Consider the following 25206-nt stretch of genomic DNA (forward strand, 5'->3'; position numbering starts at 1 on the left):
CCGGAGCCGACTCGCTCCTACAGGCCGAGCAAATGACTCATCGCCGTCTTCAGCTTCATCGGCCGCACCGGCTTGTGCATCAACGTGTGCCCCAGCTCTCGGATCTGCAGCTTGAGCTCATTGCTGTAGTTGGCGGTGATCATCATCGCCGGGATCGCTGAAGCGCGACGGGCGTTGATCCGCGCCACCGCATCCACCCCGTTCTGATCGTCATCCAGGTGGTAGTCGGCAATCAGCAGATCCGCTTCGGCATGGTAGTTGTCCACCTGCCGCGCCAGATCCTGTTCCGACAACGCCGTCACCACCACACAGCCCCAGCCTTCGAGCAAGGTGCGCATGCCGGCACAAATCGCCGCGTCGTTGTCCAGCACCCACACCCGCGCGCCGCGCAGACGTTCGAGCATCGGTTCGCTCATCAACGGGTTGGGCAAGCTTTTCGGTGCCGTGGCGCTCAACGGCACCTCGACGGAAAACATCGAGCCCTTGCCCGGCCATGAGCGCACATGAATCCGGTGCCCGAGAATCCCGGCGATTTTCTCGACGATCGCCAGCCCCAGGCCCAGCCCGCGATCCTGATCCGGACGTTGCACATCACCGCGCTTGAACTCCTGGAAAATCTCCTCCAGCCGGTTTTCCGCGATGCCCATGCCGCTGTCCCACACCTGGATGGACAAGCGTTGATGGTGACGCCGGCAACCCAGTACCACACGCCCGCTGTAGGTGTAGCGAAGTGCATTGCTCAGCAGGTTGCGCAGGATCCGCGCGAGCAATTGAATGTCGCTGCGCACCAGCGCCGAACAGGCGATGAAGTGCAATTCAAGCCCTTCACTGCGCGCCACCTGGGTGTATTCCGCCGCGAGGTTTTCCAGCAGCTCGCTCAGTGCGAACGGCGCAATGTCCGCCTTGATCACCCCGGCATCCAGCTTGGAAATATCCACCAGCGTGCCGAGCAGGTTTTCCACGTCCTCCAGGGAATTGCTGACGTTGCGCACCAGAATCTCGTTGGCCAGCGGTTCCCGGCGTTCGAGCAAGGCGCTGGTGAACAGGCGCGCGGCATTCAGCGGTTGCAGCAGGTCGTGGCTGACGGCAGCAAGAAATTTGGTTTTCGACAGGTTGGCCTGCTCGGCTTCAAGCTTGGCTTCCCGCAGGCGGGATTCCACGCGCCGGCGTTCGTCGATCTCGCGCAGCAACTGGTCATTGAGGGTTGTCAGTTCCGCCGTGCGTTCGCGCACCCGCAGTTCAAGGTTCTGATAGGCCTGATGCAACGCCTCGGCCGTGCGGCGGCGCTCGGTGATGTCGCGGATCAACACGAAAATCCCCACCACTTCCCCGGTGGCCAACCGGTTGGGCACGTAGGAGCGCAGCATGTAGCGCTCCTGATTGTTGATGTTGGTTTCGGCGAACTCGAAGGTCACGCTCTCGCCGGCCAATGCCCGCGCCACGTAGGCTTCCAGGCGTTGGTAATGCTGCTCGCTGTGCACTTCGCGCAGGCTCTGCCCGAGCATCACGCCGCGCGGCCAGCAGTACCATTCTTCGTAGACTTTGTTGGTGAACTCGTAGACCAGGTCGGCATTGAGATAGGCGATCAACGCCGGTACGTGGTCGGTGATCAGGCGTATCCAGCGCTCGCTTTCGCTCAGTGCTTCGGCGTGCTGGTAGCGCTCGGTGATGTCGGTGAAGGTGTTGACGAAGCCGCCCGTGGGCAGCGGATGGGTGCGGATTTCCAGGACGCGGCCGTCGCAGAGGCGTTGCTCGCACTCCTGCAAGGGGCGCCCGTTGGCACTGCGACTGGCCGGGGTCAGCAGGTTCAGTTCGCTGTCGGCGATCACTTCGGCGAACGGCCGGTGCGCCGCCACCGGCGCCAGGCCGCTGAGTTCAAGAAAACGCCGGTTCCACAATTCCAGGATGCCCTCGGCGTTGACCATCGCCACGCCCTGGGACAGGTTGTCGACCGCCCGTTGCAGCAAGTGTGATTTCTGCGCCACCGCCTGCTCACGCCGCACGGTTTCACTGAGTTTGACGTCGGTGATGTCGGTGAACAGGATCACCCGCCCGCCTTCCTGGGTCGGCCGCTCGCTGACTTGCAGCCAGCGCCCGTTTTGCAGGCGATACAGCAGGTTTTCATCGGCCTGCCCGCGCGGTTCCTCGGTAAACAATCCGGTGGCCGACATCAGCCGCTTCACCTCCGCCAGGCGCATGCCGGCGTTGATCCGCACCCGGCTGTTGCCCCAGAACGCCTTGAAGCGGCTGTTGAACAGGACGATGCGTTGTTCGGCGTCGAACAGGACAAAGGCATCGGAAATGCTCTCGATGGCGTCGATCAAGTACCGGTGCGCGGTTTCCGCCCGCAGCCGCGCTTCGCTGAGCAAGTGATTGCCCGACTTGAGTTCGGCCATGGCCTGGTTCAGGGCGTCGGTGCGTTCGCGCACCTGCTCGGCCAGCACCACGGAATGCTGGAACGCCGCGTACGGATCGTTGCCACGGGTGACGCCGGACTCGATCCGCTCGATCAACGCGCCATTGATGCGCTGCAGCTTGTGATTCTCGCGGCGCAGGCTGGCCAGTTCGGCCTGAAGCTCAGCGATTTCCAGGGGAGCGGCCTCGGGCAATGGCAACCCCGGTGAAGGTCTGGTTGATGTGCATGCCATTGAACTGTTCTCCGTAGGTGTTGAAACCGATCACCCGTTGCTCGCGCAAAAACGTGCCGATCGGTTCCAGGCCGCCACTGTCTTCCAGCTCCAGGCGCCGGAGAAAACAGTCGCAACCGATGGTCAGCAACAGGTCGCCGAGGCGTTCCTGCAAACCGTCGAACAAGGTTTGCAGGTTCGGCAGCAACGGGCCCGGGGTCATGACGGTGAGGACGATGCCGTTTTCCACCGCGCAGTAAAAACCCAGGCTCAGGTCCGGATGAACCTGCTGGATGGCCCGCACGTAGTACTGGTCGTTGATCCGTACCGCCAGCGGATGCGCGGCGAAGATCCGGTGATCCAGCTCGGAGACCGGCACGCCGATGTGCCGGGCGTATTCCTCGGCGGCCGGTTCGGCATTCAGTTCGAAGACCCGGCGCGAGGCGCTGTCGGCGCCGGTGACTACCAGCTTCTCCGCTCTCGGCAGGATGTGATGGGTGGTGAAAACCTCGAAATCGAGCCAGGTGTTGACCAGCACCACCACGGCCGCGCCGCTGTGGAACTCGCCACCGAAATAGACGTGGGTGTGGGTCAGGTAATTGTCGTCACCCGCCGAGCCGCCGAAATGCGGGATGTCGCCCAACGCGGCGCTCAATGCCGCGAGCACCATTTCCTCACGGCTGGACAAGCCGTCGAGCAAGGTCAGGGCAAAACTGTTGCCCTTGATCGGCGCCAGGGTATTGCTGCGACAGCCACTGACCAGGCGCTCGACCATTTGCTGGGCATCGATCAGGCTGAAGTGCTCCATCTCGTCGATGAGTTCGGCGTCGATGGAAAAGTGCCGGTGGTCGAAACCCACGGCGGTCACGCAATTGCGACCGTAACCCTGCGGCGTGATTTCCCCGGCGCTGGTGCAGCCCACCAGGCGAATCCCGCCGAAGCCTTGCTGCAACGCATGACCGAGCGCCTGCAAGTCGTACTCGGCGGAACAGAAGAACAAGACGAACCCGAGGTGCGGATGCAGCAACTGCCGCGCCAGCTCCTGCGCCACCTGCTGCGCATCGGTGGCCTGGGACATCGCACTGACGACACCTTCACTCTGAACCTGCTGCATCGTCGCCTCCCGCAGGTGCGCATGTGTGAGGCTCGAGTGTACGAAGGCCGGGGGCGGCACCGTATGCTACTTGGGTAGCGGTCAGGCGGTTCGATGGGATGAGTCATCCACGGCACGCCACTTTCTGCATCACACAAAACCTGTAGGAGCCAGCTTGCTGGCGATGGCGATTCCGAAACCGCCATCGCCGGCAAGCCGGCTCCTACAAATCCGCGCCAGGCACGCCATCTTTTCGCATCACACAAACCTGTAGGAGCCAGCTTGCTGGCGATGGCGGTGGGACAGACACCAATGAAGGTGACTGATGCACCGCAATCGCCGGCAAGGCGGCTCCCACAAGGGATCGGGGTTACCAGGTCAACACTGCCCCCACTGCAAAGGTGTCGGTGTCTTCGTTCTGCGCGCTGGTGTCGTGGCCGTTGATTTCGAACTGGTTGTACTCGGCCACCAGCTTCAGGTTGTCGTTGACGTCGTGGAACAGCGCAATGCCGCGGGTCTCGTAATCCGCGCCGCTGCCGACCACGCCGTTGCCGTCGTCCTTGGTCTTGCCGTAGGACAGGGCCAGACGGTTTTTCCCCAGTTTGTACGAGCCCTGCAACAGGTAGCCGTCGCTGTCGACATTGCGCAGCGTCGGTTCCCCGGCGTTGTTGGTGAAAAACGGGTTGATGCCCTTGGCCTGGAACCCGGAGCCGGTCAGCGACAACCCGCCCATTTTCGCCTGCACGCCATAACCGACGCCTTTGGAAGTCACGGATTGAACCGTGGAATCGGTGTTGTCCGAGGTCTGATAGCTGCCGTTGACCCAGCTGTAGATCTTCGCCCCGGCGACGTCGAACTGGTAGGTGATCTCGCTCTCGGTGCGCGGATTTTCCTGATAAGCCTTGCCCGTCGGGCTGCTGTCGTTGGTGTCCACCGGGTCCATGATCCCCACTGCCACCCGCAGGCCGTCCATCACCGGCGTGCGGTAGGTAATCTGCGACGTCGGAAACGGGTACGGATAGCCGCTGCCGATGTTGCCGAACGACACCCCGCCACCGTCGACCAGCCCCAGCGTGTCGCTGACCTGGCCGTAACCGGCAAGCAACTCGTCGAGCAGGATGTTGGAACGGGCAAACAGGCCGAAATCCTTGCCGATCAGCACCTCGCCCCATTCCGGGTTGGCCACGGTGCCGTAGAACTGACGCACATCGATGGCGGTGTCGGTGCCGTTGGTTTCGCTGTCGTTGATGGTCACCCAGAACGACGCCCGGGCGCCGAGCTTGAGGTCATCGACCTGCTTGCCCATGTTGAAACCCAGGTAGTTCGGCAGGAAGCCCATTTTCACCCGCGCCTGGCGGCGGTCGTATTGGTCGCCGGCGCGGTCGACATCGCTGTTCACGTAGAACGCGTTGATGTAACCGTCGGTGGAAAACGTGGTCTGGTCCTTGTCGTACAGCATGATTTCGGCATCGGCCATGGAGCTCAAACCGAGCGTGGACAGGCTGGCAATGAAGGCTGGCAAGTAACGATGCGTGAAGTTCTTATTCTTGTGCATGACGCGCTCCGCAGCAGGGGACTGGATGTCGGAGGCGATTATCGAAAGCGGACCGGCGGCGTCATACGCTGCCTTGGAGGCGGTTTTGAAGTGCTTTGGCGTGGCCGCAGGCGTGCGACAAATTCGATGTAAGACCGGGCTGCAACGAGGCCCGGAACTTAGGGTGTAAGACTCGTTAGGCGCCGGCCCGGAACAGCATGTAGGCAGCGACCGCAACACAGACGCTGGCGAAGCCGACCTGCAGGACCCGGGCGGGTACTCGCGCGCACAGTTTCCGGCCAATGATCATGCCGACGACGCTCGCGACGATGAACGCCACACCGACAGCATCGATCCTCACCCCGGCATGAAACGCGCCGATCACGCCGATGGCGGAAATCAGGCTGATCACCATCAAGGAGGTCGCGATAATGCCGCGCATCTGCACGTCAGTCAGTTGCTTGAACGCCGGCACGATCAGGAATCCGCCGCCAACGCCGAGCAGCCCGGAGACCACCCCGGTGACCGCACCGAGCGCCGCCAAAGTCGCGGTGCATTTGGCGGTCCAGGAAAAACGCCCGGTCTGCTGATCGAGCATGCAGTTTTTTTGACCCCAGTTGGCGTGGCCGTGGTCGCTCGGTCCTTCTTCCTCGCGTTCGCGTCGCAACATCCGCCAGGCCACCATGACCATCAGCAGGCTGAACAGGATCATCAGGATTTTTTCCGGTAACTGATGGGCGAAGTAGATGCCGACCGGGGAAAAGATCGCCCCCAGCAACGCAATCAACAGCGCCGCGCGATAACGCACCAAGCCGTGGCGCAAGCCGTCAATCGCACCGACCGCCGCCGCGCTGCCCACCGCAAACAGGGCGACCGGGGCCGCCTGAGTCATGGTCAGCCCCAAGCCCAGCACCAAGGCCGGTACCGCGAGAATGCCACCGCCGGCACCGGTCAATCCCAGGACCAGGCCCATCACCACACCGAACAGACTTGCCAGCAACATAAAACTCTCGTGATCCGCGAAAAATGCCGGGAGCGCCCGGTATCGATGATTGACAGGATAGAGCCCGCGCAGTTTTTTACATCAATTGAATTGTCGAGGGGCTGGTCAGCGCAGGGAAAATCACACTACCCTCATGGCTTGTCCCAGAAGAAACGGCCACCATGCCTGCCTTGATTGAAGCCTTCCTCGACCCCGCCTCGTCGACCTACAGTTACGTGATCTACGAGGCCGACGGCGGCCAGTGTGCGATCGTCGACCCGGTGCTCGATTACGACCCGGCTGCCGGGCGCACCGCCACCCTCCAGGCCGACAAGATCGTGGCCTTCGTCCGCGAACACCGCTTGCAGGTGCAATGGCTGCTGGAAACTCACGCCCATGCCGATCACTTGTCCGCCGCGCCTTATCTGCGCCGGGAACTGGGTGGCAGGATTGCGATTGGCCAGTCGATCAGCAAGGTTCAGGGGGTGTTCAAGGGCCTGTTCAACCTTGAGCCGGAATTTGCCGTGGACGGTTCGCAGTTCGATCACCTGTTCGCCCCGGACGAATCCTTCATGATCGGCAACCTCAAGGCCACGGCGCTGCATGTGCCTGGCCATACGCCGGCAGACATGGCCTATCTGATCGACAGCGACGTGATGCTGGTGGGCGACACGCTGTTCATGCCGGATGTCGGCACTGCGCGCTGCGACTTTCCCGGTGGCAATGCCAACCAGTTGTTTGCCTCGATCCAGAAGATCCTGGCTTTTCCGGCGAGCGTGCGGCTTTACGTGTGCCACGACTATCCGCCGGAGGGGCGAGCGCCCCAATGCGAAACCACCGTGGGTGAGCAACGCAAAGGCAACATTCACGTCCACGACGGCATCGATGAAGCCGCGTTCGTCGCCATGCGCACCCGCCGCGATGCCGGACTGGGCATGCCGACGCTGTTGCTGCCGGCGATTCAGGTCAACGTACGGGCGGGGAATTTACCGCCGGCCGAAGACAATGGCGTCACCTACCTGAAAATTCCCCTGAACAAACTCTGAGCCTTGGCGGCGATGTCAAGGACGTCATCGCCAGCAAGCCGGCTCCTACAATTGCGGGGTGTCACACCAATCCCGAATCCGCCCCAAATCCTGTAGGAGCCAGCTTGCTGGCGATGGCGATTCCGAAACAGCCATCGCCGGCAAGCCGGCTCCTACAATTGCGTGGTGTCACACCCAACCCGAATCCGCCCCAAATCCTGTAGGAGCCAGCTTGCTGGCGATGGCGATTTCAAGGACGCCGTCGCCGGCAAGCCGGCTCCTACAATTGCGGGGTGTCAAACCAATCCCGAATCCGCCCCAAATCCTGTAGGAGCCAGCTTGCTGGCGATGGCGGTTTCAAGGACGCCATCGCCGGCAAGCCGGCTCCTACAATTGCGCGGTGTCACACCCAACCCAGATCCACCACAAAACCTGTAGGAGCCAGCTTGCTGGCGATGGCGATTTCAAGGACGCCATCGCCGGCAAGCCGGCTCCTACAATTGCGCGGTGTCACACCCAACCCAGATCCACCACAAAACCTGTAGGAGCCAGCTTGCTGGCGATGGCGATTTCAAGGACGCCATCGCCGGCAAGCCGGCTCCTACAAAGTTTGGGGGCAGGTCAATTCCCCAGGGTCAACCCGTTCGCCGGCAACGGCAACGCGGTTTTGTAGCGCACCTGCTTGAGCGCAAAGCTCGAACGGATGTTGGCAACGCCAGGGACTTTGGTCAGGAAGTCCATCATGAAACGCTCCAGCGACTGAATGGTCGGCACCAGCACCCGGATCAAGTAATCCGGATCACCCGCCATCAGGTAGCACTCCATCACTTCCGGGCGATCCGAAATCGCTTCCTCGAAATGCTGTAACGCCTCCTCCACCTGCTTCTCCAGGCTGACGTGAATGAACACATTCACATGCAAGCCCAGCAGATCCGCGTCCAGCAGCGTCACTTGCTCGCGAATCAGCCCCAATTCTTCCATCGCCTTGACCCGGTTGAAGCACGGCGTCGGTGACAGGTTCACCGAACGGGCAAGGTCGGCGTTGGTGATGCGCGCGTTCTCCTGAAGGCTGTTGAGAATGCCGATATCGGTACGGTCCAGTTTGCGCATGAGACAAAACCACCTGTTTTTTATGTTTATGCAGATTTTTTATCCTCAAATGATCTCAAGCGCAACGAAACAGAGAGAAATATTCTCCTGCGCCGGGCCTATGATGTTTGTAGGACAAGATTTCCATAACACGTGGGATGACGGTCAGCTCACTACAAGAAATTCACAAGATCGAGCGTAGAAGCCATGAACCAAGCGTACGAACCGCTGCGCCTGCACGTCCCTGAACCCTCGGGCCGTCCCGGCTGTAAAACCGACTTTTCCTACCTGCATCTGACCGATGCCGGCACGGTGCGCAAACCTCCAATCGACGTTGAACCCGCCGACACGGCCGATCTGGCCCGCGGCCTGATTCGCGTGCTCGACGATCAGGGCAATGCCCTGGGCCCGTGGGCTGAAGGCGTACCGGTGGAGATCCTGCGCAAGGGCATGCGCGCCATGCTCAAGACGCGGATCTACGACAACCGCATGGTCGTCGCCCAGCGTCAGAAAAAAATGTCGTTCTACATGCAAAGCCTTGGCGAAGAAGCCATCGGCAGCGCCCAGGCCCTGGCGTTGAACATCGACGACATGTGCTTCCCGACCTATCGCCAGCAAAGCATCCTGATGGCGCGCGAAGTGCCGCTGGTGGACCTGATCTGCCAGTTGCTGTCCAACGAGCGCGATCCGCTCAAGGGCCGTCAGCTGCCGATCATGTACTCGGTCAAGGAAGCCGGTTTCTTCACCATTTCCGGCAACCTCGCCACCCAATTCGTCCAGGCAGTCGGCTGGGGCATGGCCTCGGCGATCAAGGGCGACACCAAAATTGCCTCGGCCTGGATCGGCGACGGCGCCACGGCCGAATCAGACTTCCACACCGCCCTCACCTTTGCCCACGTCTACCGTGCGCCAGTGATCCTCAACGTGGTCAACAACCAATGGGCCATCTCCACCTTCCAGGCCATTGCCGGGGGTGAAGCCACTACGTTCGCCGGCCGTGGCGTTGGTTGCGGCATCGCCTCCCTGCGGGTCGATGGCAACGATTTCTATGCGGTCTACGCCGCTTCGGCCTGGGCTGCAGAACGCGCCCGCCGCAACCTCGGCCCGACCATGATCGAATGGGTCACCTACCGCGCTGGCCCGCACTCGACCTCCGATGATCCGTCCAAATACCGTCCTGCCGACGACTGGAGCCATTTCCCGTTGGGCGATCCGATTGCGCGCCTGAAGCAGCACCTGGTGAAAATCGGCCAGTGGTCCGAAGAGGAACACGTCGCCGTCAGCGCCGAACTGGAAGCCGAAGTGATCGCCGCGCAGAAAGAAGCCGAACAATACGGCACCCTCGCCGGCGGCCAGATTCCGAGCGCCGCGACCATGTTCGAAGACGTTTATAAAGAGATGCCGGAGCACTTGAAGCGCCAGCGTCAAGAGTTGGGGATCTGACATGAACGATCACAACAACAATATCAAGCCGGAAACCGCCATGACCACAACCACCATGACCATGATCCAGGCCCTGCGCTCGGCCATGGATGTGATGCTTGAACGTGACGACAACGTCGTGGTGTTCGGCCAGGACGTCGGTTACTTCGGCGGCGTGTTCCGTTGCACCGAAGGCCTGCAGAACAAGTACGGCACCTCCCGCGTGTTCGACGCGCCGATCTCCGAAAGCGGGATCGTCGGCGTCGCCGTGGGCATGGGCGCCTACGGTCTGCGCCCGGTGGCCGAAATCCAGTTCGCCGACTATGTGTACCCGGCGTCGGACCAGATCATTTCCGAAGCCGCCCGTCTGCGTTATCGCTCGGCCGGCGAATTCACCGCACCGATGACCCTGCGCATGCCTTGCGGCGGCGGCATCTATGGCGGCCAGACCCACAGCCAGAGTATCGAAGCGATGTTCACCCAGGTCTGCGGCTTGCGCACGGTGATGCCGTCCAACCCGTACGACGCCAAGGGCTTGCTGATTGCCTCCATCGAAAACGATGACCCGGTGATCTTCCTCGAGCCAAAACGCCTGTACAACGGCCCGTTCGATGGTCACCACGAACGCCCGGTGACGCCATGGTCGAAACACCCGGCCGCGCAGGTTCCAGACGGTTACTACACCGTACCGCTGGACGTCGCCGCCATCACCCGTCCGGGCAAGGACGTGACCATCCTGACTTACGGCACCACCGTCTATGTGTCGCAGGTTGCCGCCGAAGAAAGCGGGATCGACGCTGAAGTCATCGACCTGCGCAGCCTGTGGCCGCTGGACCTGGAAACCATCGTCAAGTCAGTGAAGAAAACCGGCCGCTGCGTCATCGTTCACGAAGCGACCCGCACCTGCGGTTTTGGCGCCGAACTGGCCGCCCTGGTGCAAGAGCATTGCTTCCACTACCTGGAAGCGCCGATCGAACGCGTCACCGGTTGGGACACCCCCTACCCGCACGCGCAAGAGTGGGCGTATTTCCCTGGCCCGTCCCGAGTGGGCGCGGCTTTGCATCGGGTCATGGAGGTCTGAATGGGCACGCACGTTATTAAAATGCCGGACATTGGTGAAGGCATCGCAGAAGTTGAATTGTCTCAGTGGCATGTGAAAGTCGGCGACCTGGTCGTCGAGGATCAGGTGCTGGCCGATGTGATGACCGACAAGGCGATGGTCGACATCCCTTCGCCCGTGCACGGCAAGGTCATTTCGCTGGGCGGCGTGCCCGGTGAAGTCATGGCGGTTGGCAGCATCTTGATCAGCATTGAAGTCGAAGGCGCGGGCAACGTTAAAGAGTCGGCCCAGCCAGCTGTCGTGAAGGAAGCGCCGGTTTCGGCGCCGAAAGTCGAAGCCGCCGTGGAAAGCAAACCCGTTCCGGCACCGGCCCCGCGCGCTGCGGTGTGTCAGGGCCCGATGGTCGCTCGTGAAGCCGATGAACGCCCGCTGGCCTCCCCGGCCGTGCGCAAGCATGCACTCGATCTCGGCATCCAGTTGCGATTGGTGCGTGGCACTGGCCCGGCCGGTCGCGTGCTGCATGAAGACCTCGACGCCTATCTGGCGCAAGGTCAGTCGAACGCATCGACCGCCCCCGCCGCTTACGCCCAGCGTAACGACGAAGAGCAGATCCCGGTGATCGGCATGCGCCGCAAGATCGCCCAGCGCATGCAGGACGCCACTCAGCGCGCCGCCCACTTCAGTTATGTCGAAGAAATCGACGTCACCGCCGTGGAAGAACTGCGCGCGCACCTGAACGAAAAACACGGGGCAACCCGCGGCAAGCTGACGTTACTGCCCTTTTTGGTCCGCGCCCTGGTCGTCGCCCTGCGCGATTTCCCGCAGATCAACGCCCGTTACGATGACGAAGCCCAGGTCATCACCCGCCTAGGCGCGGTGCATGTGGGCATCGCCACCCAGGCCGACATCGGTTTGATGGTGCCAGTGGTGCGTCACGCCGAAGCCCGCAGCCTGTGGGACAGCGCCCAGGAAATCTCCCGCCTGGCCAGTGCCGCGCGAAACGGCAAGGCCAGCCGAGATGAATTGTCCGGCTCCAGCATCACCCTGACCAGCCTCGGCGCGTTGGGCGGTATCGTCAGCACGCCAGTGCTGAACCTGCCGGAAGTGGCGATCGTCGGCGTGAACAAAATCGTCGAAAGGCCGATGGTGGTCAAAGGCCAGATCGTGATTCGCAAGATGATGAACCTCTCCAGCTCCTTCGATCACCGCGTCGTCGATGGCATGGACGCGGCGCAATTCATCCAGGCCGTGCGCGGCTTGCTCGAACAACCCGCCACCCTGTTTGTGGAGTAAGCAATGCAGACTTTGAACACCACGCTGCTGATCATCGGCGGCGGCCCTGGCGGTTATGTGACGGCGATTCGCGCCGGCCAACTGGGCATCTCGACCATTGTGGTGGAAGGTGAATCCTTGGGCGGTACCTGCCTGAACATCGGCTGCATCCCGTCGAAGGCACTGATTCACGTGGCCGAGCAATTTCACCAGACGCAACACCATAGCCAGCACTCGGCCTTGGGCATCAGCGTGTCCGCGCCGACCCTCGACATCAGCAAAAGTGTTGAATGGAAGGATGGCATCGTCGATCGCCTGACCACAGGCGTTTCGGCATTGCTTAAAAAGAATAAAATTCAGGTTATTCAAGGCTTTGCGAAAGTTATCGATGGTAAAACCGTAGAAGTCGGCGACACGCGCATTCAGTGCGAACACCTGGTGCTCGCCACCGGTTCGAAAAGCGTGAACCTGCCGATGCTGCCGATTGGCGGGCCGATCATCTCCTCCACCGAAGCCCTGGCACCCAAGTCGGTACCCAAACGGCTGATCGTGGTCGGTGGCGGTTACATCGGTCTGGAGCTGGGGATCGCTTATCGCAAACTCGGCGCAGACGTCAGCGTGGTTGAGGCGCAGGATCGTATCCTGCCGGCCTACGACGCTGAACTGACCCAGCCTGTTCACGATGAATTGAAAAAACTCGGCGTGAAGCTTTACTTGAAACATAGCGTTCAAGCCTTTGATTCAAATAACAATACCTTGCAGGTTAGCGATCCGGACGGTGACACTCTCAGCCTGGAAACCGACCAGGTGCTGGTGGCGGTCGGTCGCAAACCGAACACCCAGGGCTGGAACCTCGAAGCGCTGAATCTGGACATGAACGGCTCGGCGATCAAGATCGACAACCGTTGCCAGACCAGCATGCGCAACGTCTACGCCATCGGCGACCTGAGCGGCGAACCGATGCTCGCGCACCGGGCCATGGCCCAGGGTGAAATGGTTGCCGAGTTGATCAGCGGTAAATCCCGCGAATTCAACCCGACGGCGATCGCGGCGGTGTGCTTCACCGACCCGGAACTGGTGGTGGTCGGCAAGACCCCGGACGAGGCCAAGGCGGCGGGTCTGGACTGCATCGTGTCGAGCTTCCCGTTCGCGGCCAATGGCCGGGCGATGACACTGGAATCGAAAAGCGGCTTCGTACGGGTGGTCGCTCGTCGGGACAATCATGTGATTGTCGGCTGGCAGGCCGTCGGCGTAGGTGTTTCGGAATTGTCGACCGCGTTTGGCCAGAGCCTGGAAATGGGCGCTCGCCTGGAAGACATCGCAGGCACCATCCACGCCCATCCGACGCTTGGCGAGGCGGTGCAGGAAGCGGCGTTGCGCGCCTTGGGGCATGCGTTGCACCTCTGAATGGCGGCGCGCCCATCGCGAGCAGGCTCGCTCCCACATTTGGAATGCATTCCCCTGTGGGAGCGAGCCTGCTCGCGATTTCTCGAGGACAATACGATTTATCTGCCGGTCATCCGATAGTCCAGGCTGCGAAACAGGCCCGGAATGAAGTATTGTTGTCCCCATCCAAAAAACGTCAGAAGCCTTGAACCGTTTCGACGGTTGTTCAGTGATAGAGGGTGTCATGGGTAACGAAAGCATCAATTGGGACAAGCTGGGTTTTGATTACATCAAGACAGACAAGCGCTATCTCTCGCACTATCGCAATGGCGAGTGGGACGAAGGCACCCTGACCGAAGACAATGTGCTGCACATCAGCGAAGGCTCGACGGCCCTTCACTATGGCCAGCAATGCTTCGAAGGCATGAAGGCCTATCGTTGCAAGGACGGCTCGATCAACCTGTTCCGCCCGGACCAGAACGCCCTGCGCATGCAGCGCAGCTGTGCACGCCTGCTGATGCCGTTCGTGGAAACCGAGCAGTTCATCGAAGCCTGCAAGCAAGTGGTCCGCGCCAACGAGCGCTTCATCCCGCCTTACGGCACCGGCGGCGCGCTGTACCTGCGTCCGTTCGTGATCGGCGTGGGTGACAACATCGGCGTGCGCACCGCGCCCGAGTTCATCTTCTCGATCTTCTGCATCCCGGTCGGCGCTTACTTCAAAGGCGGCCTGACCCCGCACAACTTCCTGATCTCCAGCTACGACCGTGCGGCCCCACAAGGCACCGGCGCAGCCAAGGTCGGTGGCAACTACGCCGCCAGCCTGATGCCAGGTTCCCAGGCCAAGAAGGCGCACTTCGCCGACTGCATCTACCTGGACCCGATGACCCACACCAAGATCGAGGAAGTCGGTTCGGCCAACTTCTTCGGGATCACCCACGACAACAAGTTCGTGACCCCGAACTCGCCATCGGTATTGCCAGGCATCACCCGCCTGTCGCTGATCGAACTGGCGAAGTCCCGTCTGGGCCTGGAAGTGGTTGAAGGTGACGTGTTCATCGACAAGCTGTCCGACTTCAAGGAAGCCGGCGCCTGCGGTACCGCTGCCGTGATCACTCCGATCGGCGGCATCAGCTACAACGATCACCTGCACGTGTTCCACAGCGAAACCGAAGTCGGCCCGGTCACCCAGAAGCTCTACAAAGAGCTGACCGGTGTGCAAACCGGCGACATCGAAGCGCCAGCGGGCTGGATCGTCAAGGTTTGATCTGACCTCCGTGGCATCGAAGCCCTCCATCGCCTTGGCGATGGGGGGCTTTTTTATGAGCCAAACGCCATAACCCTGTAGGAGCCAGCTTGCTGGCGATGGACGTCAGTGCGCCGCGGTGAACCAGTCGGTACGCGTAATCGTTAACGACCATCGTCGGAACGCCGCCCGCAGCAAGCTGGCTCCTACAGGTTTTGTGTTTCCCGGGAGTCCGTGTCAGGAACCCCGTTTGCCAGGGTGATGCGTTTCCCCACCCTGCCCTTAATGCCACTGGCCTGGCCATCCTGCTGCTTGCCGGTGCGGGCCTGGGTGATCAATCCCGGAATCAGCGCGCCTTCGGGCAGGTTTTTCCAGAATCGTGCGGGCAAATGGCCTTGCATGACTTTAGGGTTCAGCCGCGCCGGGTTGAAGATGTGGCTGTAATAGGTCAACCACATGTCGCCGTGGGGATCATCGACGTTCTGCGCCAGTTGCTGCCATTCCACCGGGCATTGGCGCTGATGAATCAACTGTTCGCCGTCGTAGTAAACCCCGTCCCGTGGCGTAGCGATCAGCCAGCGATGCCGTCCCATCCGGCCGATGAAGTGTTCACTGGCGCTGTGCAGGATGTCGTGGGCCGGTTCATGCCAGGCGACGTAATGCGGCCCGTCGTTTTCAGGCAGTTCAACAAATCGCACGAATGCATGTAAATGATGAGATTCACGTTGTATCTGCTTGATTCTTCTCTGTAATTCACTGCCAAGCTGATCGCCCGCCATCATGGCGGTGCGGTCGCCGTGGCTGACGCGCCACAGCACTTCGTAGAGCAGGCTCCAGCGTTGATCGCCGCGATAACGGGCCGCGCGTTCGAGGGTGTCGAGCAACGATCGCGGGATTCGCGCCATGAACGGCCCCGGCGCTTCAGGCAGCGATTCATCGCTGGCAAACAGATCAGCCACCCCTTCACTGGCCCAACTCACCCGGCTCGGGTCCACTTCATGGCTCAACAGCCAGCGAGCCTGCTGGCGCCAGGTGTCGAACAGGTCATCGCAATCCAGCGTGATCATCCCCACAACCCCATTTGCTGTGGCTGCGGCCGGTCGCGCAATTGTTGATACAGCAGATGACTGGTGACCTCGGCCTGCTGCGGGTGGTAGTCGCTGGTGATGAAAAACGGTTTGGCCTTGGCCAGCACACAGCGCATGCGGGCCAGATCTTCATAGCGGATACGCCGCTGCTGGCGCAGTTCCACCAGCCGTTCGGTGGTGCGCAGGCCAATTCCGGGGATGCGGGCGATCAGCGACGCCTCGGCGCGGTTGAGATCCAGCGGGAACACTTCGCGATTCTCCAGCGCCCAGGCCAGTTTGGGGTCGATGTCCAGCGCCAGGTGCCCTGGCCCCTTGAACAGTTCACCCGCCGTGAAGCCGTAACTGCGCAGCAGAAAATCTGCCTGATACAAGCGGTGCTCACGCATCAACGGTGGCGCCGCCAGCGGCACACTCTTCGGACTGTTGGGGATCGGGCTGAACGCCGAGTAATAGACCCGCCGCAAGCGGAAGTTGCCATACAGCGCCTGGGCACTGTGCAGAATGGTGCTGTCGTCGGTGTCATCGGCGCCGACGATCATCTGCGTGCTCTGTCCGGCCGGGGCGAATTTCGGCGCTCGCGGCTCGTTTAGGACGGTTTGTTCGCCGGTGTAGATGGTCTGCATCGCCTGCTTGATCGAGCCGAGCTGCTTCTCGGGGGCCAGGGTTTGCAGGCTGGCGTCGGTGGGCAATTCGATATTCACGCTCAGGCGGTCGGCATAGCGCCCCGCCTCCTCGATCAGCGCCGGATCGGCCTCGGGGATGGTCTTGAGGTGGATGTAGCCGCGAAACTCATGGTCTTCGCGCAGCAGTTTCGCGACGCGGATCAACTGTTCCATGGTGTAGTCCGCCGAGCGGATGATCCCGGAACTGAGGAACAGCCCGCTGACACAGTTGCGCCGGTAGAAATCCAGGGTCAGCGTCACCACTTCTTCCGGCGTGAAGCGGGCGCGCGGTACGTCACTGGAACGGCGGTTGACGCAGTACTGGCAGTCGTAGAGACAGAAGTTGGTCAACAGGACCTTGAGCAACGACACGCAACGCCCGTCCGGCGTGTAGCTGTGGCAAATGCCCATGCCATCGGTAGAACCCAAACCGCTCTTGCCTTCGGAGCTGCGCTTCGGTGCGCCACTGCTGGCGCAGGACGCGTCGTACTTGGCGGCGTCGGCGAGAATGCTGAGCTTGTCGATGAGTTCCATGGGGCGAACCTTATACTGTGTGGATATACAGTATAGAGTCACCTCCCTTGGCACAAGCCATCAATCGACCCTTGGTCGGGTCAGATCACCTCGTGAGCCGGCAGAGGTTTACGTTGCTCCCGCAGCGCCGGGGTTTCAGCTGAAGGCAGCTTCAGGTCAAACCGGACGCCAATTTCCTTGCGTCCCAACGCCGTCAACGCCAACGCCCGACTGTCCAGATCCTGAGTCACCCATTTGCGTTTGATCGCTGTTTGCAGCAACGCCGCGCCCAACGAACCGCCCAGGTGTGGCCGGCGCATGCTCCAGTCCAGGCACGGGCAGGCGAACCGGCGGCGCAGTGTGTTCAGGTCTTTGACCTCGATGCCGAGCCCTTCAAACAGCGCTTCGCCACTGTCGCTCAGCCGATACGCCTGCTCGTCGGTTTCCACCAGCCAGCCTTTTTCCAGCAGACGGTCATGCAGCAGCACCGCCAGCGTCCCGGCCATGTGGTCGTAGCAGGTGCGGGCGAATTGCAGGCGGTCCGGGGTCTTCGGGTTGAAGGCCGGCGCGCGGTTCTGGCCGATTACCATCAAGGCTTCCAGCGCCTGGGCCACGCGCTTGTCCGCCAGGCTGTAGTAGCGATGGCGGCCCTGAACGTGCAGGCGCACCAGCGCCAGGTCCTTGAGTTTGGCCAGGTGCGCGCTGGCGGTGGAAGCGCTGACCTCGGCCACCGCCGCCAGCTCGGTGCTGGTCCGGGCATGGCCGTCCATCAACGAACAGAGGATTCGGGTCCGGGCCGGCTCCGCGATCGCTGCCGCCACGTGGGATACGCCGATGTCGTGCTGCTCTGCGTTCATATTTCGCTCCCGGACGAATCAAGGGCCTTTCGGACTGGAGATAGTAGCAACACTTCTCCCGTCACGAACAAGGCTGCGACCCATGGACCCGATCATCGCTGCGACTCACGCCGATCCTTATCCCTATTACGCGCAATTGCGCACACAAGGTGGACTGGTTTTTCACTCAGAACTCAAATTGTGGGTCGCCAGCACCGCCAGCGCCGTGGCGGCGGTATTGGCACATGCCGACTGTCACGTTCGCCCGGCCCAGGAGCCGGTGCCCAAGGCGATTGCCAGCGGCGTGGCCGGCAACGTGTTCAGCCAGTTGATGCGAATGAACGAAGGCGAACGCCAGCGTTGCCCGCGGTCGGCCATTCAACCGGGGCTGGCGATGATCGACACGGATGAGGTCAGCGCGTTGGTCAGCGCCCGCTTGCTAACTCCGGACCCGGACGGGCTGCACAAGGCGATGTTCCGTGGGCCGGTGGGTGTGGTCGCGGCGTTGCTGGGATTCACGCCAGCCCAGGGTCGGGTGATCAGCGAGCTGACCGCGGATTTCGTCGCATGCCTGTCGCCCCTCAGCATTCAGACGCAACTGGCGGCCGCCCATGCCGCAGCGGAACAACTGAGCGGCTATTTCATTGAGTTGCTGGATGATCCGGACAACCAAAGCGCCCTGCTCGCCGGCATTCGTCAACGATTTGCGAAAACATCGGGCGCAAACGATGCGTTGATCGCCAATCTCATAGGGCTGTTTTCCCAGACGTACGAAGCCACCGCGGGACTGATTGGCAACGCACTGGTGACGTTGATCCGAAACCCGCAATGGCTGGACGGTTCGCTGAACATGGATGACCTGTTGGCCGAGGTCCAGCGCTTCGACCCGTCGGTTCAGAACACCCGTCGTTTCGTGGCCGCCCCCTGTGAAATCGAGGGCGCAGGCCTCAAGCCCGGCGATGTTATTCTGGTGCTGCTGGCGTCGGCCAATCGCGATCCGCAGCTCAACGACCAGCCGGATGCATTCATGCTCGAACGCCCGCAGCGGCGCAGTTTCACCTTCGGCGCGGGACGCCACCAATGTCCGGGACAGATGCTGGCCATAAACATCGCCGGCGCCACGCTGACGCAGATCTTGACGCTGAAACCCGCCCTGGACCGATTGACCTGGCACTACCGCCCTTCCCTGAATGGGCGAATCCCGCTGTTCTCATGAGCCATTCGTTACACCACGTTATAGCTGTAATGACCGGCGGTGCGTTTATCACGGGAGGCTTTCTCCCTAGAGTCCACCGCATACAAGTCAGCGAGACGCCAACGATGCAAACCAGACTGGACACGTCACTGAGTGCTTTTGCGCGAGCAGACCTGCTGCAAGGTCCTACACCGATTCAACGGGCCGAACGCCTGGAAAAGCTGTTGCACCTGGACACCCGGGGCATCGGCCTGTTTCTCAAGCGCGACGATCACATGCTGCTGGGCGGTGGCGGCAACAAGCTGCGCAAGCTCGAATTCCATATCGGCGCGGCGCAGCAGGCTGGCGTCGATACGGTCATTACCGTGGGCGGCCTCCAGTCCAATCATGCGCGCCTGACCGCTGCGGTCTGCGCACGCCTGGGCATCGCCTGCGAACTGATCCTGACCCGCTCGGTGCCCAAGGACGAGGTGGATTACGAGTTCAACGGCAACGTGTTGCTCGACCAATTGTTTGGCGCGGAACTGCAGGTGCTGCCCCGAGGCACCGACTCGCTCGCCCGGGCCGAGGCTCGCGCCGTGCAACTTCGTGATGCAGGGCGCAAGGCGCTGGTAATTCCCATGGGCGGCTCAACGCCCCTCGGCAGCCTCGGTTATGCACGCTGCGCCGGCGAAATCGCGCAGCAGGAAATCGCCCTCGGCCTGATCTTCGATCAAGTCGTGGTGCCCAACGGCAGCGCCGGCACCCACGCCGGATTGGCGAGTGGCTTTGCATTGCTGGACCGCGGCACGGCGATCGTCAAGTCTTACTCGGTGTTGTCGGATCGGGATTCGTCTGCGACTCGTACCCTGAAATTGACCCGGGACACGCTGGCTTTACTGGGCAGCGACGCCGTCGTGCGGCCAGTAGAGATAGTCATCGACGGCAGTCAGTTGGGCGAGGGTTACGGTTTGCCGACGGAAGCCATGCAGGACGCTGTTCGGCTGATGGCCCGCGCGGAAGGTCTCTTGATCGACCCGGTCTACTCCGGCAAGGCGTTTGCCGGGTTGGTGGCGGACATCAGGCAAGGCCGCTTCCGATCCGGGGACAATGTGCTGTTTGTGATGACCGGCGGGGAACCGGGGTTGTATGCCTATCGGGAGACTTTCCAGGATTAGTCATGCCAGGTTGACCGCGTCATCGTTCATCGCCAGCAAGCCGGCTCCTACAGGTATTACGCAATCCCTTGTAGGAGCCGGCTTGCCGGCGATGGCGTCATGACAAACAACACACTTTCCTCTGACACAACAAATCAATCATCCCGGGTCAAAACCTCCAGCAACTCAATCTCGAACACCAAATTCGAATTCGGCGGAATCGCGCCCATGGTGCGCTCGCCATACCCCAGATGCGCCGGCACCAGCAGCTTGCGCTTGCCGCCGACCTGCATCCCCATGATCCCCTGATCCCAGCCCTTGATCACACGTCCGGTGCCAATCACGCACTGGAAAGGTTTACCCCGGCTGTAGGAAGAATCGAACTCGCTGCCGTCTTCCAGCCAGCCACGGTATTGGGTGGTAATCAGCGCACCTTTGACAGCGGTTTTGCCGTCGCCTACTTCAAGATCGATTACCTGCAGTTCATCATTCATCTTGTTCACTCTATTGTTCACTTCGCCCAATTGGGCGTAACGGGCGCCGTTTTCCCAGAAACGTGCGCGATTGGCAACCCAAACGAACTGTTTCCGTCATTCGTCGTGAACTACCATAAGCAACATGCACTTGAGGAATCAAAACGCCATGACGGCAACCTCTGAATGATTTATGTCTGGACCAGCGCAGCCATCGGCGCGTTGCTGCTTATCTTGATCATCGCGCTGATCCTTCGCGAGCGTTCGCTGCGAAAACAGCTCGACCACTATCGCCTGCTCGTCACCCAGCTGTCCGAACGGCAAAACATTCACCAGGACGGCGATGCCGACCGCTTCAAACGCAGCCAGTATTTCGCTCGCATCGGCACCTGGGACTGGGATGTCGACACCGATCGGCTCTACTGGTCTGACGCGATCTACGGCATGTTCGGGTTCAAGATCGGCGAAGTGACGCCCTCCTACGCCTTGTTTTGCGCCTGCGTGCACCCGGACGACCGGGTCAGGGTGCGGGCCGGTGAGTTGCGGTGTCTGGAAACCGGCGAGAACCATGACGAGGAATACCGGGTCATCTGGTCCGACGGCACCATTCGCTGGTTGCGCGAGACCGGCAATGTGGTGAAAAACGACCACGATGAAACGATCAAGATGATGGGCGTGGTGCGCGACATCACCGAGGAAAAGGCGTCCGCCAGTTACCTGCAACACTTGGCGCACTTCGACCCGTTGACCGGCCTGCCCAACCGCCTGGTGCTCGAAGAACGCCTGTCCGAAGCCCTGGAACAGGCGCGCCTCACTGCCACGCGCGTGGCGCTGGTGTTCGTCGACCTCAACGGCTTCAAGGCGATCAACGACCGTTATGGCCATGCCGCCGGCGATCGCGTACTCGTCACCACCGCCACACGCCTGAAGCGCATCCTGCGTTCGACCGATACCGTCGCGCGCATCGGTGGCGACGAATTCGTGGTCATCCTCCAGGGCCTGACGCAAGGTGGCAGCCTGCAAGACGAAGCCCGCATCATCTGCCAGAAAATCTTCGTCGAACTCTCGCCCCCCGTGACCATCGGCAACGATCAGCGCCACATCGGCACCAGCCTCGGCGTCGCCGTGTTCCCGGACCATGCACCTAGCATGGACCGACTCATCCACATTGCCGACCTGGCGATGTATGCGGCCAAGCGAAGCGGGAACAATCAGTATCGCCTGGGTGAGCAGACGGTAAGCCACAGCCGGGTCGAATGACGCCGCGCCTTCTTGAATCCCGATAACCCGCCGCTGCATTGATCCGCTTCACGCATCAATGCATGCCAACTATGCAATTAACATATCGATCCCCCTCCTCCACCATTCGCCCCAATAAGAACCGTGCGCCGCGTCCAGGCGGTGCACGTCATAAAAGCGGTGGAGTACAGGTCAATGACAGCATCAATCCCTTCCGGGCGTTCCCGCGCCAGTGCGATTTTCCGGGTTACCTCGGGCAACTTTCTCGAACAGTTCGACTTCTTCCTTTTCGGCTTCTACGCCACGCAGATCGCTGCCGTGTTCTTCCCGGCCAGCAGCGAATTCGCCTCGCTGATGATGACCTTCGCGGTGTTCGGCGCGGGCTTCCTGATGCGGCCGCTGGGCGCTGTGGTGCTGGGTGCCTACATTGATGATGTCGGCCGGCGCAAAGGGCTGATCGTCACGCTGTCGATCATGGCCAGCGGCACGATTCTGATTGTGCTGGTGCCCGGTTACGAATCCATCGGGTTGTTCGCCCCGGCCATCGTGCTGATCGGTCGTTTGCTGCAAGGCTTTTCGGCCGGTGCGGAAATGGGCGGCGTTTCGGTGTACCTCGCGGAAATCGCCACGCCCGGCAACAAGGGTTTCTTCACCAGTTGGCAGTCGGCCAGCCAGCAAGTGGCGATCATTGTCGCGGCGGCTTTGGGTTACGGGCTGAACCAGTGGATGGCACCGGCGATGATTGCCGACTGGGGCTGGCGGATTCCGTTCTTCGTCGGCTGCATGATCGTGCCGTTCATTTTCTTCTTGCGCCGCAATCTTGAGGAGACCGAAGAGTTCGCCGCGCGCAAACACCGGCCGAGCATGGGCGATGTGTTCCGCACGCTGGCGCAGAACTGGGTGATCGTGTTCGCCGGGATGATGATGGTCGCGCTGACCACCACCGCGTTCTACCTGATCACCGTGTACGCGCCGACCTTCGGTAAAACCGTGCTGCACCTGAGCACGTCCGATGCGTTGCTGGTGACCTTGCTGGTGGGGGTTTCGAACTTCTTCTGGTTGCCGATTGGCGGTGCGCTGTCTGACCGCATCGGTCGGCGTCCGGTGCTGATCGCGATGGCGCTGCTGACCCTGGCCACCGCGTACCCGGCGCTGACCTATCTGGTGAATGCACCGAGCTTCGTCAACATGCTGCTGGTGCTGCTGTGGTTGTCGTTCATTTATGGCTTGTACAACGGCGCAATGATTGCCGCGCTCACGGAAATCATGCCGGTCGAAGTGCGCGTGGCCGGTTTCTCCCTGGCGTACAGCCTGGCGACTGCAGTGTTCGGCGGTTTCACCCCGGCGATGTCGACCTTCCTGATCCAGTACACCGGCGACAAGGCGGCACCGGGTTACTGGATGAGTTTTGCGGCGCTCTGCGCCTTGTGCGCGACCTTGTATCTGTATCGCCGTTCGACCGGTCGCCTGCAACCGGCGATGTCCTGAGCCTTCCCTTTTCGAGAGCATGACCATGAACAAGCTATTCAGTTTTGCCGCCCTCGCCTTGGCGGCCAGCCTTGGCCTGAGCACTGTTGCCCAGGCGGAAGAGATCCGGGTGATGACCTCCGGCGGCTTCACCGCGGCCTATAAAGTCCTCGGTCCGAAATTCGCCGCATCCACCGGCAACACACTCGATACAGCCCTTGGCCCGTCGATGGGCAAGGCGCCGGAAGCGATCCCCAATCGCCTGGCCCGTGGTGAAAAGGCCGACGTGGTGATCATGGTCGGCTACGCCCTCGACGACCTGATCAAGCAAGGCAAAGTCGACCCGGCTTCACGGGTGGAACTGGCGGATTCGCGGATCGGCCTGGTGGTGCGCGAAGGCGCGCCAAAGCCGGACATCAGTTCTGTCGATGGCTTGAAAAAGACCTTGCTCGACGCGAAATCGGTGGCCTACTCCGACAGCGCGAGCGGCGTTTACATCGAGGATCAGCTGTTCAAGCGCCTGGGCATCGAAGACCAGCTGAAACCGAAGTCGAAGATGATCCCGAAAATCCCGGTGGGGTCGGTGGTCGCCACCGGCGATTATCAACTGGGTTTCCAGCAGGTCAGCGAATTGCTGCCCGTGCCGGGGGTGAGTTTTGTCGCGAAGATTCCCGAGTCGGTGCAGTCGGTGACGCGTTTTGCCGCGGGCATTCCGGTGGGTGCGCAACACCCGGCACAGGCCAGGGCGCTGCTTGACTACCTGGCCTCCCCGGCGGCTCAAACGGATGTGAAAGCCACCGGGCTGGATTCAGTCAGTCGCTGACCTGGACTTTCATTTCCACCACCAGCCGTTCCAGCTCCAACGCTGCCGGGGTCAACGTTCGACCCCGGCGCTTGATCAAGCCGACGCTGCGCATCACCTGCGGATCGGTCAGCGGCAACCGCGTCAGAATCGGGTGATCCGCCGCCGGCATCGCCATCAGCGGCACCGCCGCCACACCCAGCCCCGCTTCCACCAGCCCGATCATCGTCGTCACATGCCGGGTTTCGCAGATGCTCTGGCGCTGCGGCACGATGCCGGTCAGGGCCTGATCCAGCAGAAAACGGTTACCCGACGTCTTGTCCAGCGAGATGTAATCCTGCTGATAGAACTCGTCCCAGGTCACACTGCTGCGCCCGGCCAACGGATGATCGCGCCGACACGCCACCACATAACCTTCCTGCACCAGCGGCTCGAAATCGACTTCCGCCTCCAGGGTGCCCATGAAACTCAGGCCGAAATCCGCTTCGCCGTTGACCACGGCGCTGAGGACGTCGTGGGCACTGGAGTCGAGCACTTTGACCTTGATCCGCGGAAATTGCCGATGGTAGTGGGCGATCACACGCGGCATGAAGTAATAGGCCGCCGAGGGCACGCACGCGACCGTGACATGACCGAGCCGGGTCGAGGCGACTTCGCTGATGCCGAGCAGCGCCACGTCGAGATCATCGAGCAGGCGCTCGACGCTGGGCATGAAACCGCGACCGGCCTGGGTCAGGCTGACCTTGCGCGTGGTGCGCTCGAACAACCGCACGCCGAGGGCGTCTTCGAGTTTTTCGATGCGCCGGCTCAGGGCCGGTTGGGAGATGCGCACGGTGTCGGCGGCCTTGCGGAAACTGCCCTGCTCGACCACGGCGCGGAAGGCTTGCAGGTCGTTGAGGTCGAAGTTGATGGCCATGGTGCGCACTCGGAATTACGGTCTGATTGATCAGCTTATCCTATGGATGTAACCAATTGATGCAGAATGTAACCAGATCTTTGTTGTCTATCAGGCCGCCATCGCGAGCAGGCTCGCTCCCACAGGGGTTTTGTGATCGACGCAAA

21 protein-coding genes are annotated in these 25206 nt (G+C 61.4%); 11 read left to right on the forward strand and 10 right to left on the reverse strand.

Annotation, left to right across the window (positions count from 1 at the left end; translation table 11 throughout):
* Window positions 1–17: 17 nt before the first annotated feature.
* The 4 genes from nahK to ACF6ZU_RS28920 all read right to left on the reverse strand — a co-directional run bounded on the left by nahK (window position 18) and on the right by ACF6ZU_RS28920 (window position 6257).
* Window positions 18–2648 (reverse strand): hybrid sensor histidine kinase/response regulator NahK/ErcS', encoded by a 2631-nt coding sequence (nahK, locus tag ACF6ZU_RS28905; protein ID WP_392889330.1) that lies wholly within the window; start codon window positions 2646–2648, stop codon window positions 18–20.
* Window positions 2578–3741 carry a nitric oxide-sensing protein NosP gene (gene nosP / locus ACF6ZU_RS28910; RefSeq protein WP_392889332.1) on the reverse strand — a complete coding sequence of 388 codons (1164 nt, stop codon included), beginning with the start codon at window positions 3739–3741 and terminating at the stop codon, window positions 2578–2580. The genes nahK and nosP overlap by 71 nt, the downstream gene beginning before the upstream one ends.
* 349 nt (window positions 3742–4090) lie before the next feature.
* On the reverse strand, window positions 4091–5275 hold the full coding sequence (locus tag ACF6ZU_RS28915) for a porin (protein ID WP_392889335.1): 1185 nt from the start codon (window positions 5273–5275) through the stop codon (window positions 4091–4093).
* A gap of 175 nt (window positions 5276–5450) precedes the next feature.
* Window positions 5451–6257, reverse strand: a complete 807-nt coding sequence (locus ACF6ZU_RS28920; protein WP_392889337.1) for a sulfite exporter TauE/SafE family protein — start codon at window positions 6255–6257, stop codon at window positions 5451–5453.
* A gap of 161 nt (window positions 6258–6418) precedes the next feature.
* Here ACF6ZU_RS28920 and ACF6ZU_RS28925 point away from each other — a divergent pair, with 161 nt between their 5' ends.
* Window positions 6419–7282: an MBL fold metallo-hydrolase gene (locus tag ACF6ZU_RS28925; protein ID WP_392889338.1), complete on the forward strand. Its 864-nt coding sequence runs from the start codon at window positions 6419–6421 to the stop codon at window positions 7280–7282.
* Window positions 7283–7882: 600 nt separating this feature from the next.
* Here ACF6ZU_RS28925 and bkdR read toward each other — a convergent pair.
* On the reverse strand, window positions 7883–8371 hold the full coding sequence (bkdR, locus tag ACF6ZU_RS28930; RefSeq protein ID WP_007915088.1) for a Bkd operon transcriptional regulator BkdR: 489 nt from the start codon (window positions 8369–8371) through the stop codon (window positions 7883–7885).
* A gap of 186 nt (window positions 8372–8557) precedes the next feature.
* Between bkdR and ACF6ZU_RS28935 the strand changes: the two genes are divergently transcribed.
* The 5 genes from ACF6ZU_RS28935 to ACF6ZU_RS28955 all read left to right on the forward strand — a co-directional run bounded on the left by ACF6ZU_RS28935 (window position 8558) and on the right by ACF6ZU_RS28955 (window position 14754).
* On the forward strand, window positions 8558–9793 hold the full coding sequence (locus ACF6ZU_RS28935; RefSeq protein WP_392889341.1) for a 3-methyl-2-oxobutanoate dehydrogenase (2-methylpropanoyl-transferring) subunit alpha: 1236 nt from the start codon (window positions 8558–8560) through the stop codon (window positions 9791–9793).
* Window position 9794: 1 nt separating this feature from the next.
* Window positions 9795–10853 carry an alpha-ketoacid dehydrogenase subunit beta gene (locus tag ACF6ZU_RS28940; RefSeq protein WP_392889343.1) on the forward strand — a complete coding sequence of 353 codons (1059 nt, stop codon included), beginning with the start codon at window positions 9795–9797 and terminating at the stop codon, window positions 10851–10853.
* Entirely contained in the window at window positions 10854–12125 is a 1272-nt protein-coding gene (locus tag ACF6ZU_RS28945; RefSeq protein ID WP_392889345.1) for a dihydrolipoamide acetyltransferase family protein, read from the forward strand. It abuts the gene before it with no gap.
* Window positions 12126–12128: 3 nt separating this feature from the next.
* Window positions 12129–13511: a dihydrolipoyl dehydrogenase gene (gene lpdA / locus ACF6ZU_RS28950; RefSeq protein ID WP_392889347.1), complete on the forward strand. Its 1383-nt coding sequence runs from the start codon at window positions 12129–12131 to the stop codon at window positions 13509–13511.
* A gap of 223 nt (window positions 13512–13734) precedes the next feature.
* A complete protein-coding gene (locus ACF6ZU_RS28955) occupies window positions 13735–14754 on the forward strand; it encodes a branched-chain amino acid aminotransferase (protein WP_392889349.1) in 1020 nt (339 codons plus the stop codon).
* 185 nt (window positions 14755–14939) lie between these two features.
* Here ACF6ZU_RS28955 and ACF6ZU_RS28960 read toward each other — a convergent pair whose 3' ends face one another.
* The 3 genes from ACF6ZU_RS28960 to ACF6ZU_RS28970 form a co-directional block, all read right to left on the reverse strand.
* Window positions 14940–15800, reverse strand: coding sequence for a TIGR03915 family putative DNA repair protein (locus ACF6ZU_RS28960; RefSeq protein WP_392889351.1), 861 nt, complete (start codon window positions 15798–15800; stop codon window positions 14940–14942).
* Window positions 15797–17017 carry a putative DNA modification/repair radical SAM protein gene (locus tag ACF6ZU_RS28965; RefSeq protein ID WP_392889353.1) on the reverse strand — a complete coding sequence of 407 codons (1221 nt, stop codon included), beginning with the start codon at window positions 17015–17017 and terminating at the stop codon, window positions 15797–15799. Before ACF6ZU_RS28965 ends, ACF6ZU_RS28960 begins: the two co-directional genes overlap by 4 nt.
* A gap of 80 nt (window positions 17018–17097) precedes the next feature.
* On the reverse strand, window positions 17098–17853 hold the full coding sequence (locus tag ACF6ZU_RS28970) for an ArsR/SmtB family transcription factor (RefSeq protein WP_392889355.1): 756 nt from the start codon (window positions 17851–17853) through the stop codon (window positions 17098–17100).
* A gap of 82 nt (window positions 17854–17935) precedes the next feature.
* Here ACF6ZU_RS28970 and ACF6ZU_RS28975 point away from each other — a divergent pair, with 82 nt between their 5' ends.
* Window positions 17936–19048, forward strand: coding sequence for a cytochrome P450 (locus tag ACF6ZU_RS28975; protein WP_392889357.1), 1113 nt, complete (start codon window positions 17936–17938; stop codon window positions 19046–19048).
* Between the two features lie 104 nt (window positions 19049–19152).
* Entirely contained in the window at window positions 19153–20184 is a 1032-nt protein-coding gene (locus ACF6ZU_RS28980) for a D-cysteine desulfhydrase family protein (RefSeq protein WP_392889359.1), read from the forward strand.
* Window positions 20185–20318: 134 nt separating this feature from the next.
* Here ACF6ZU_RS28980 and ACF6ZU_RS28985 read toward each other — a convergent pair whose 3' ends face one another.
* Window positions 20319–20657, reverse strand: a complete 339-nt coding sequence (locus tag ACF6ZU_RS28985) for an FKBP-type peptidyl-prolyl cis-trans isomerase (RefSeq protein WP_392889361.1) — start codon at window positions 20655–20657, stop codon at window positions 20319–20321.
* A 165-nt stretch (window positions 20658–20822) separates the two neighbouring features.
* Here ACF6ZU_RS28985 and ACF6ZU_RS28990 point away from each other — a divergent pair, with 165 nt between their 5' ends.
* The 3 genes from ACF6ZU_RS28990 to ACF6ZU_RS29000 all read left to right on the forward strand — a co-directional run bounded on the left by ACF6ZU_RS28990 (window position 20823) and on the right by ACF6ZU_RS29000 (window position 24165).
* Window positions 20823–21896, forward strand: coding sequence for a diguanylate cyclase domain-containing protein (locus ACF6ZU_RS28990; protein ID WP_392889363.1), 1074 nt, complete (start codon window positions 20823–20825; stop codon window positions 21894–21896).
* Window positions 21897–22070: 174 nt separating this feature from the next.
* Window positions 22071–23363: an MFS transporter gene (locus ACF6ZU_RS28995; RefSeq protein WP_392889364.1), complete on the forward strand. Its 1293-nt coding sequence runs from the start codon at window positions 22071–22073 to the stop codon at window positions 23361–23363.
* A 25-nt stretch (window positions 23364–23388) separates the two neighbouring features.
* Window positions 23389–24165 (forward strand): substrate-binding domain-containing protein, encoded by a 777-nt coding sequence (locus ACF6ZU_RS29000; RefSeq protein ID WP_392889366.1) that lies wholly within the window; start codon window positions 23389–23391, stop codon window positions 24163–24165.
* Here the strand turns inward: ACF6ZU_RS29000 and ACF6ZU_RS29005 are convergent.
* The gene (locus ACF6ZU_RS29005) at window positions 24155–25060 is read right to left on the reverse strand and encodes a LysR family transcriptional regulator (RefSeq protein WP_392889367.1); all 906 of its coding nucleotides are present in this window, start codon (window positions 25058–25060) and stop codon (window positions 24155–24157) included. The genes ACF6ZU_RS29000 and ACF6ZU_RS29005 overlap by 11 nt on opposite strands.
* Window positions 25061–25206 lie beyond the last annotated feature (146 nt).

It is taken from the genome of Pseudomonas migulae (assembly GCF_043225285.1).
Classification (GTDB): Bacteria; Pseudomonadota; Gammaproteobacteria; order Pseudomonadales; family Pseudomonadaceae; genus Aquipseudomonas; species Aquipseudomonas migulae_C.

Coding starts and splice junctions, on each gene's coding strand:
- nahK (WP_392889330.1), bottom strand. CDS start 2,648: ATGGCATGCACATCAACCAGACCTTCACCGGGGTTGCCATTGCCCGAG.
- nosP (WP_392889332.1), bottom strand. CDS start 3,741: ATGCAGCAGGTTCAGAGTGAAGGTGTCGTCAGTGCGATGTCCCAGGCC.
- ACF6ZU_RS28915 (WP_392889335.1), bottom strand. CDS start 5,275: ATGCACAAGAATAAGAACTTCACGCATCGTTACTTGCCAGCCTTCATT.
- ACF6ZU_RS28920 (WP_392889337.1), bottom strand. CDS start 6,257: ATGTTGCTGGCAAGTCTGTTCGGTGTGGTGATGGGCCTGGTCCTGGGA.
- ACF6ZU_RS28925 (WP_392889338.1), top strand. CDS start 6,419: ATGCCTGCCTTGATTGAAGCCTTCCTCGACCCCGCCTCGTCGACCTAC.
- bkdR (WP_007915088.1), bottom strand. CDS start 8,371: ATGCGCAAACTGGACCGTACCGATATCGGCATTCTCAACAGCCTTCAG.
- ACF6ZU_RS28935 (WP_392889341.1), top strand. CDS start 8,558: ATGAACCAAGCGTACGAACCGCTGCGCCTGCACGTCCCTGAACCCTCG.
- ACF6ZU_RS28940 (WP_392889343.1), top strand. CDS start 9,795: ATGAACGATCACAACAACAATATCAAGCCGGAAACCGCCATGACCACA.
- ACF6ZU_RS28945 (WP_392889345.1), top strand. CDS start 10,854: ATGGGCACGCACGTTATTAAAATGCCGGACATTGGTGAAGGCATCGCA.
- lpdA (WP_392889347.1), top strand. CDS start 12,129: ATGCAGACTTTGAACACCACGCTGCTGATCATCGGCGGCGGCCCTGGC.
- ACF6ZU_RS28955 (WP_392889349.1), top strand. CDS start 13,735: ATGGGTAACGAAAGCATCAATTGGGACAAGCTGGGTTTTGATTACATC.
- ACF6ZU_RS28960 (WP_392889351.1), bottom strand. CDS start 15,800: ATGATCACGCTGGATTGCGATGACCTGTTCGACACCTGGCGCCAGCAG.
- ACF6ZU_RS28965 (WP_392889353.1), bottom strand. CDS start 17,017: ATGGAACTCATCGACAAGCTCAGCATTCTCGCCGACGCCGCCAAGTAC.
- ACF6ZU_RS28970 (WP_392889355.1), bottom strand. CDS start 17,853: ATGAACGCAGAGCAGCACGACATCGGCGTATCCCACGTGGCGGCAGCG.
- ACF6ZU_RS28975 (WP_392889357.1), top strand. CDS start 17,936: ATGGACCCGATCATCGCTGCGACTCACGCCGATCCTTATCCCTATTAC.
- ACF6ZU_RS28980 (WP_392889359.1), top strand. CDS start 19,153: ATGCAAACCAGACTGGACACGTCACTGAGTGCTTTTGCGCGAGCAGAC.
- ACF6ZU_RS28985 (WP_392889361.1), bottom strand. CDS start 20,657: ATGAATGATGAACTGCAGGTAATCGATCTTGAAGTAGGCGACGGCAAA.
- ACF6ZU_RS28990 (WP_392889363.1), top strand. CDS start 20,823: ATGATTTATGTCTGGACCAGCGCAGCCATCGGCGCGTTGCTGCTTATC.
- ACF6ZU_RS28995 (WP_392889364.1), top strand. CDS start 22,071: ATGACAGCATCAATCCCTTCCGGGCGTTCCCGCGCCAGTGCGATTTTC.
- ACF6ZU_RS29000 (WP_392889366.1), top strand. CDS start 23,389: ATGAACAAGCTATTCAGTTTTGCCGCCCTCGCCTTGGCGGCCAGCCTT.
- ACF6ZU_RS29005 (WP_392889367.1), bottom strand. CDS start 25,060: ATGGCCATCAACTTCGACCTCAACGACCTGCAAGCCTTCCGCGCCGTG.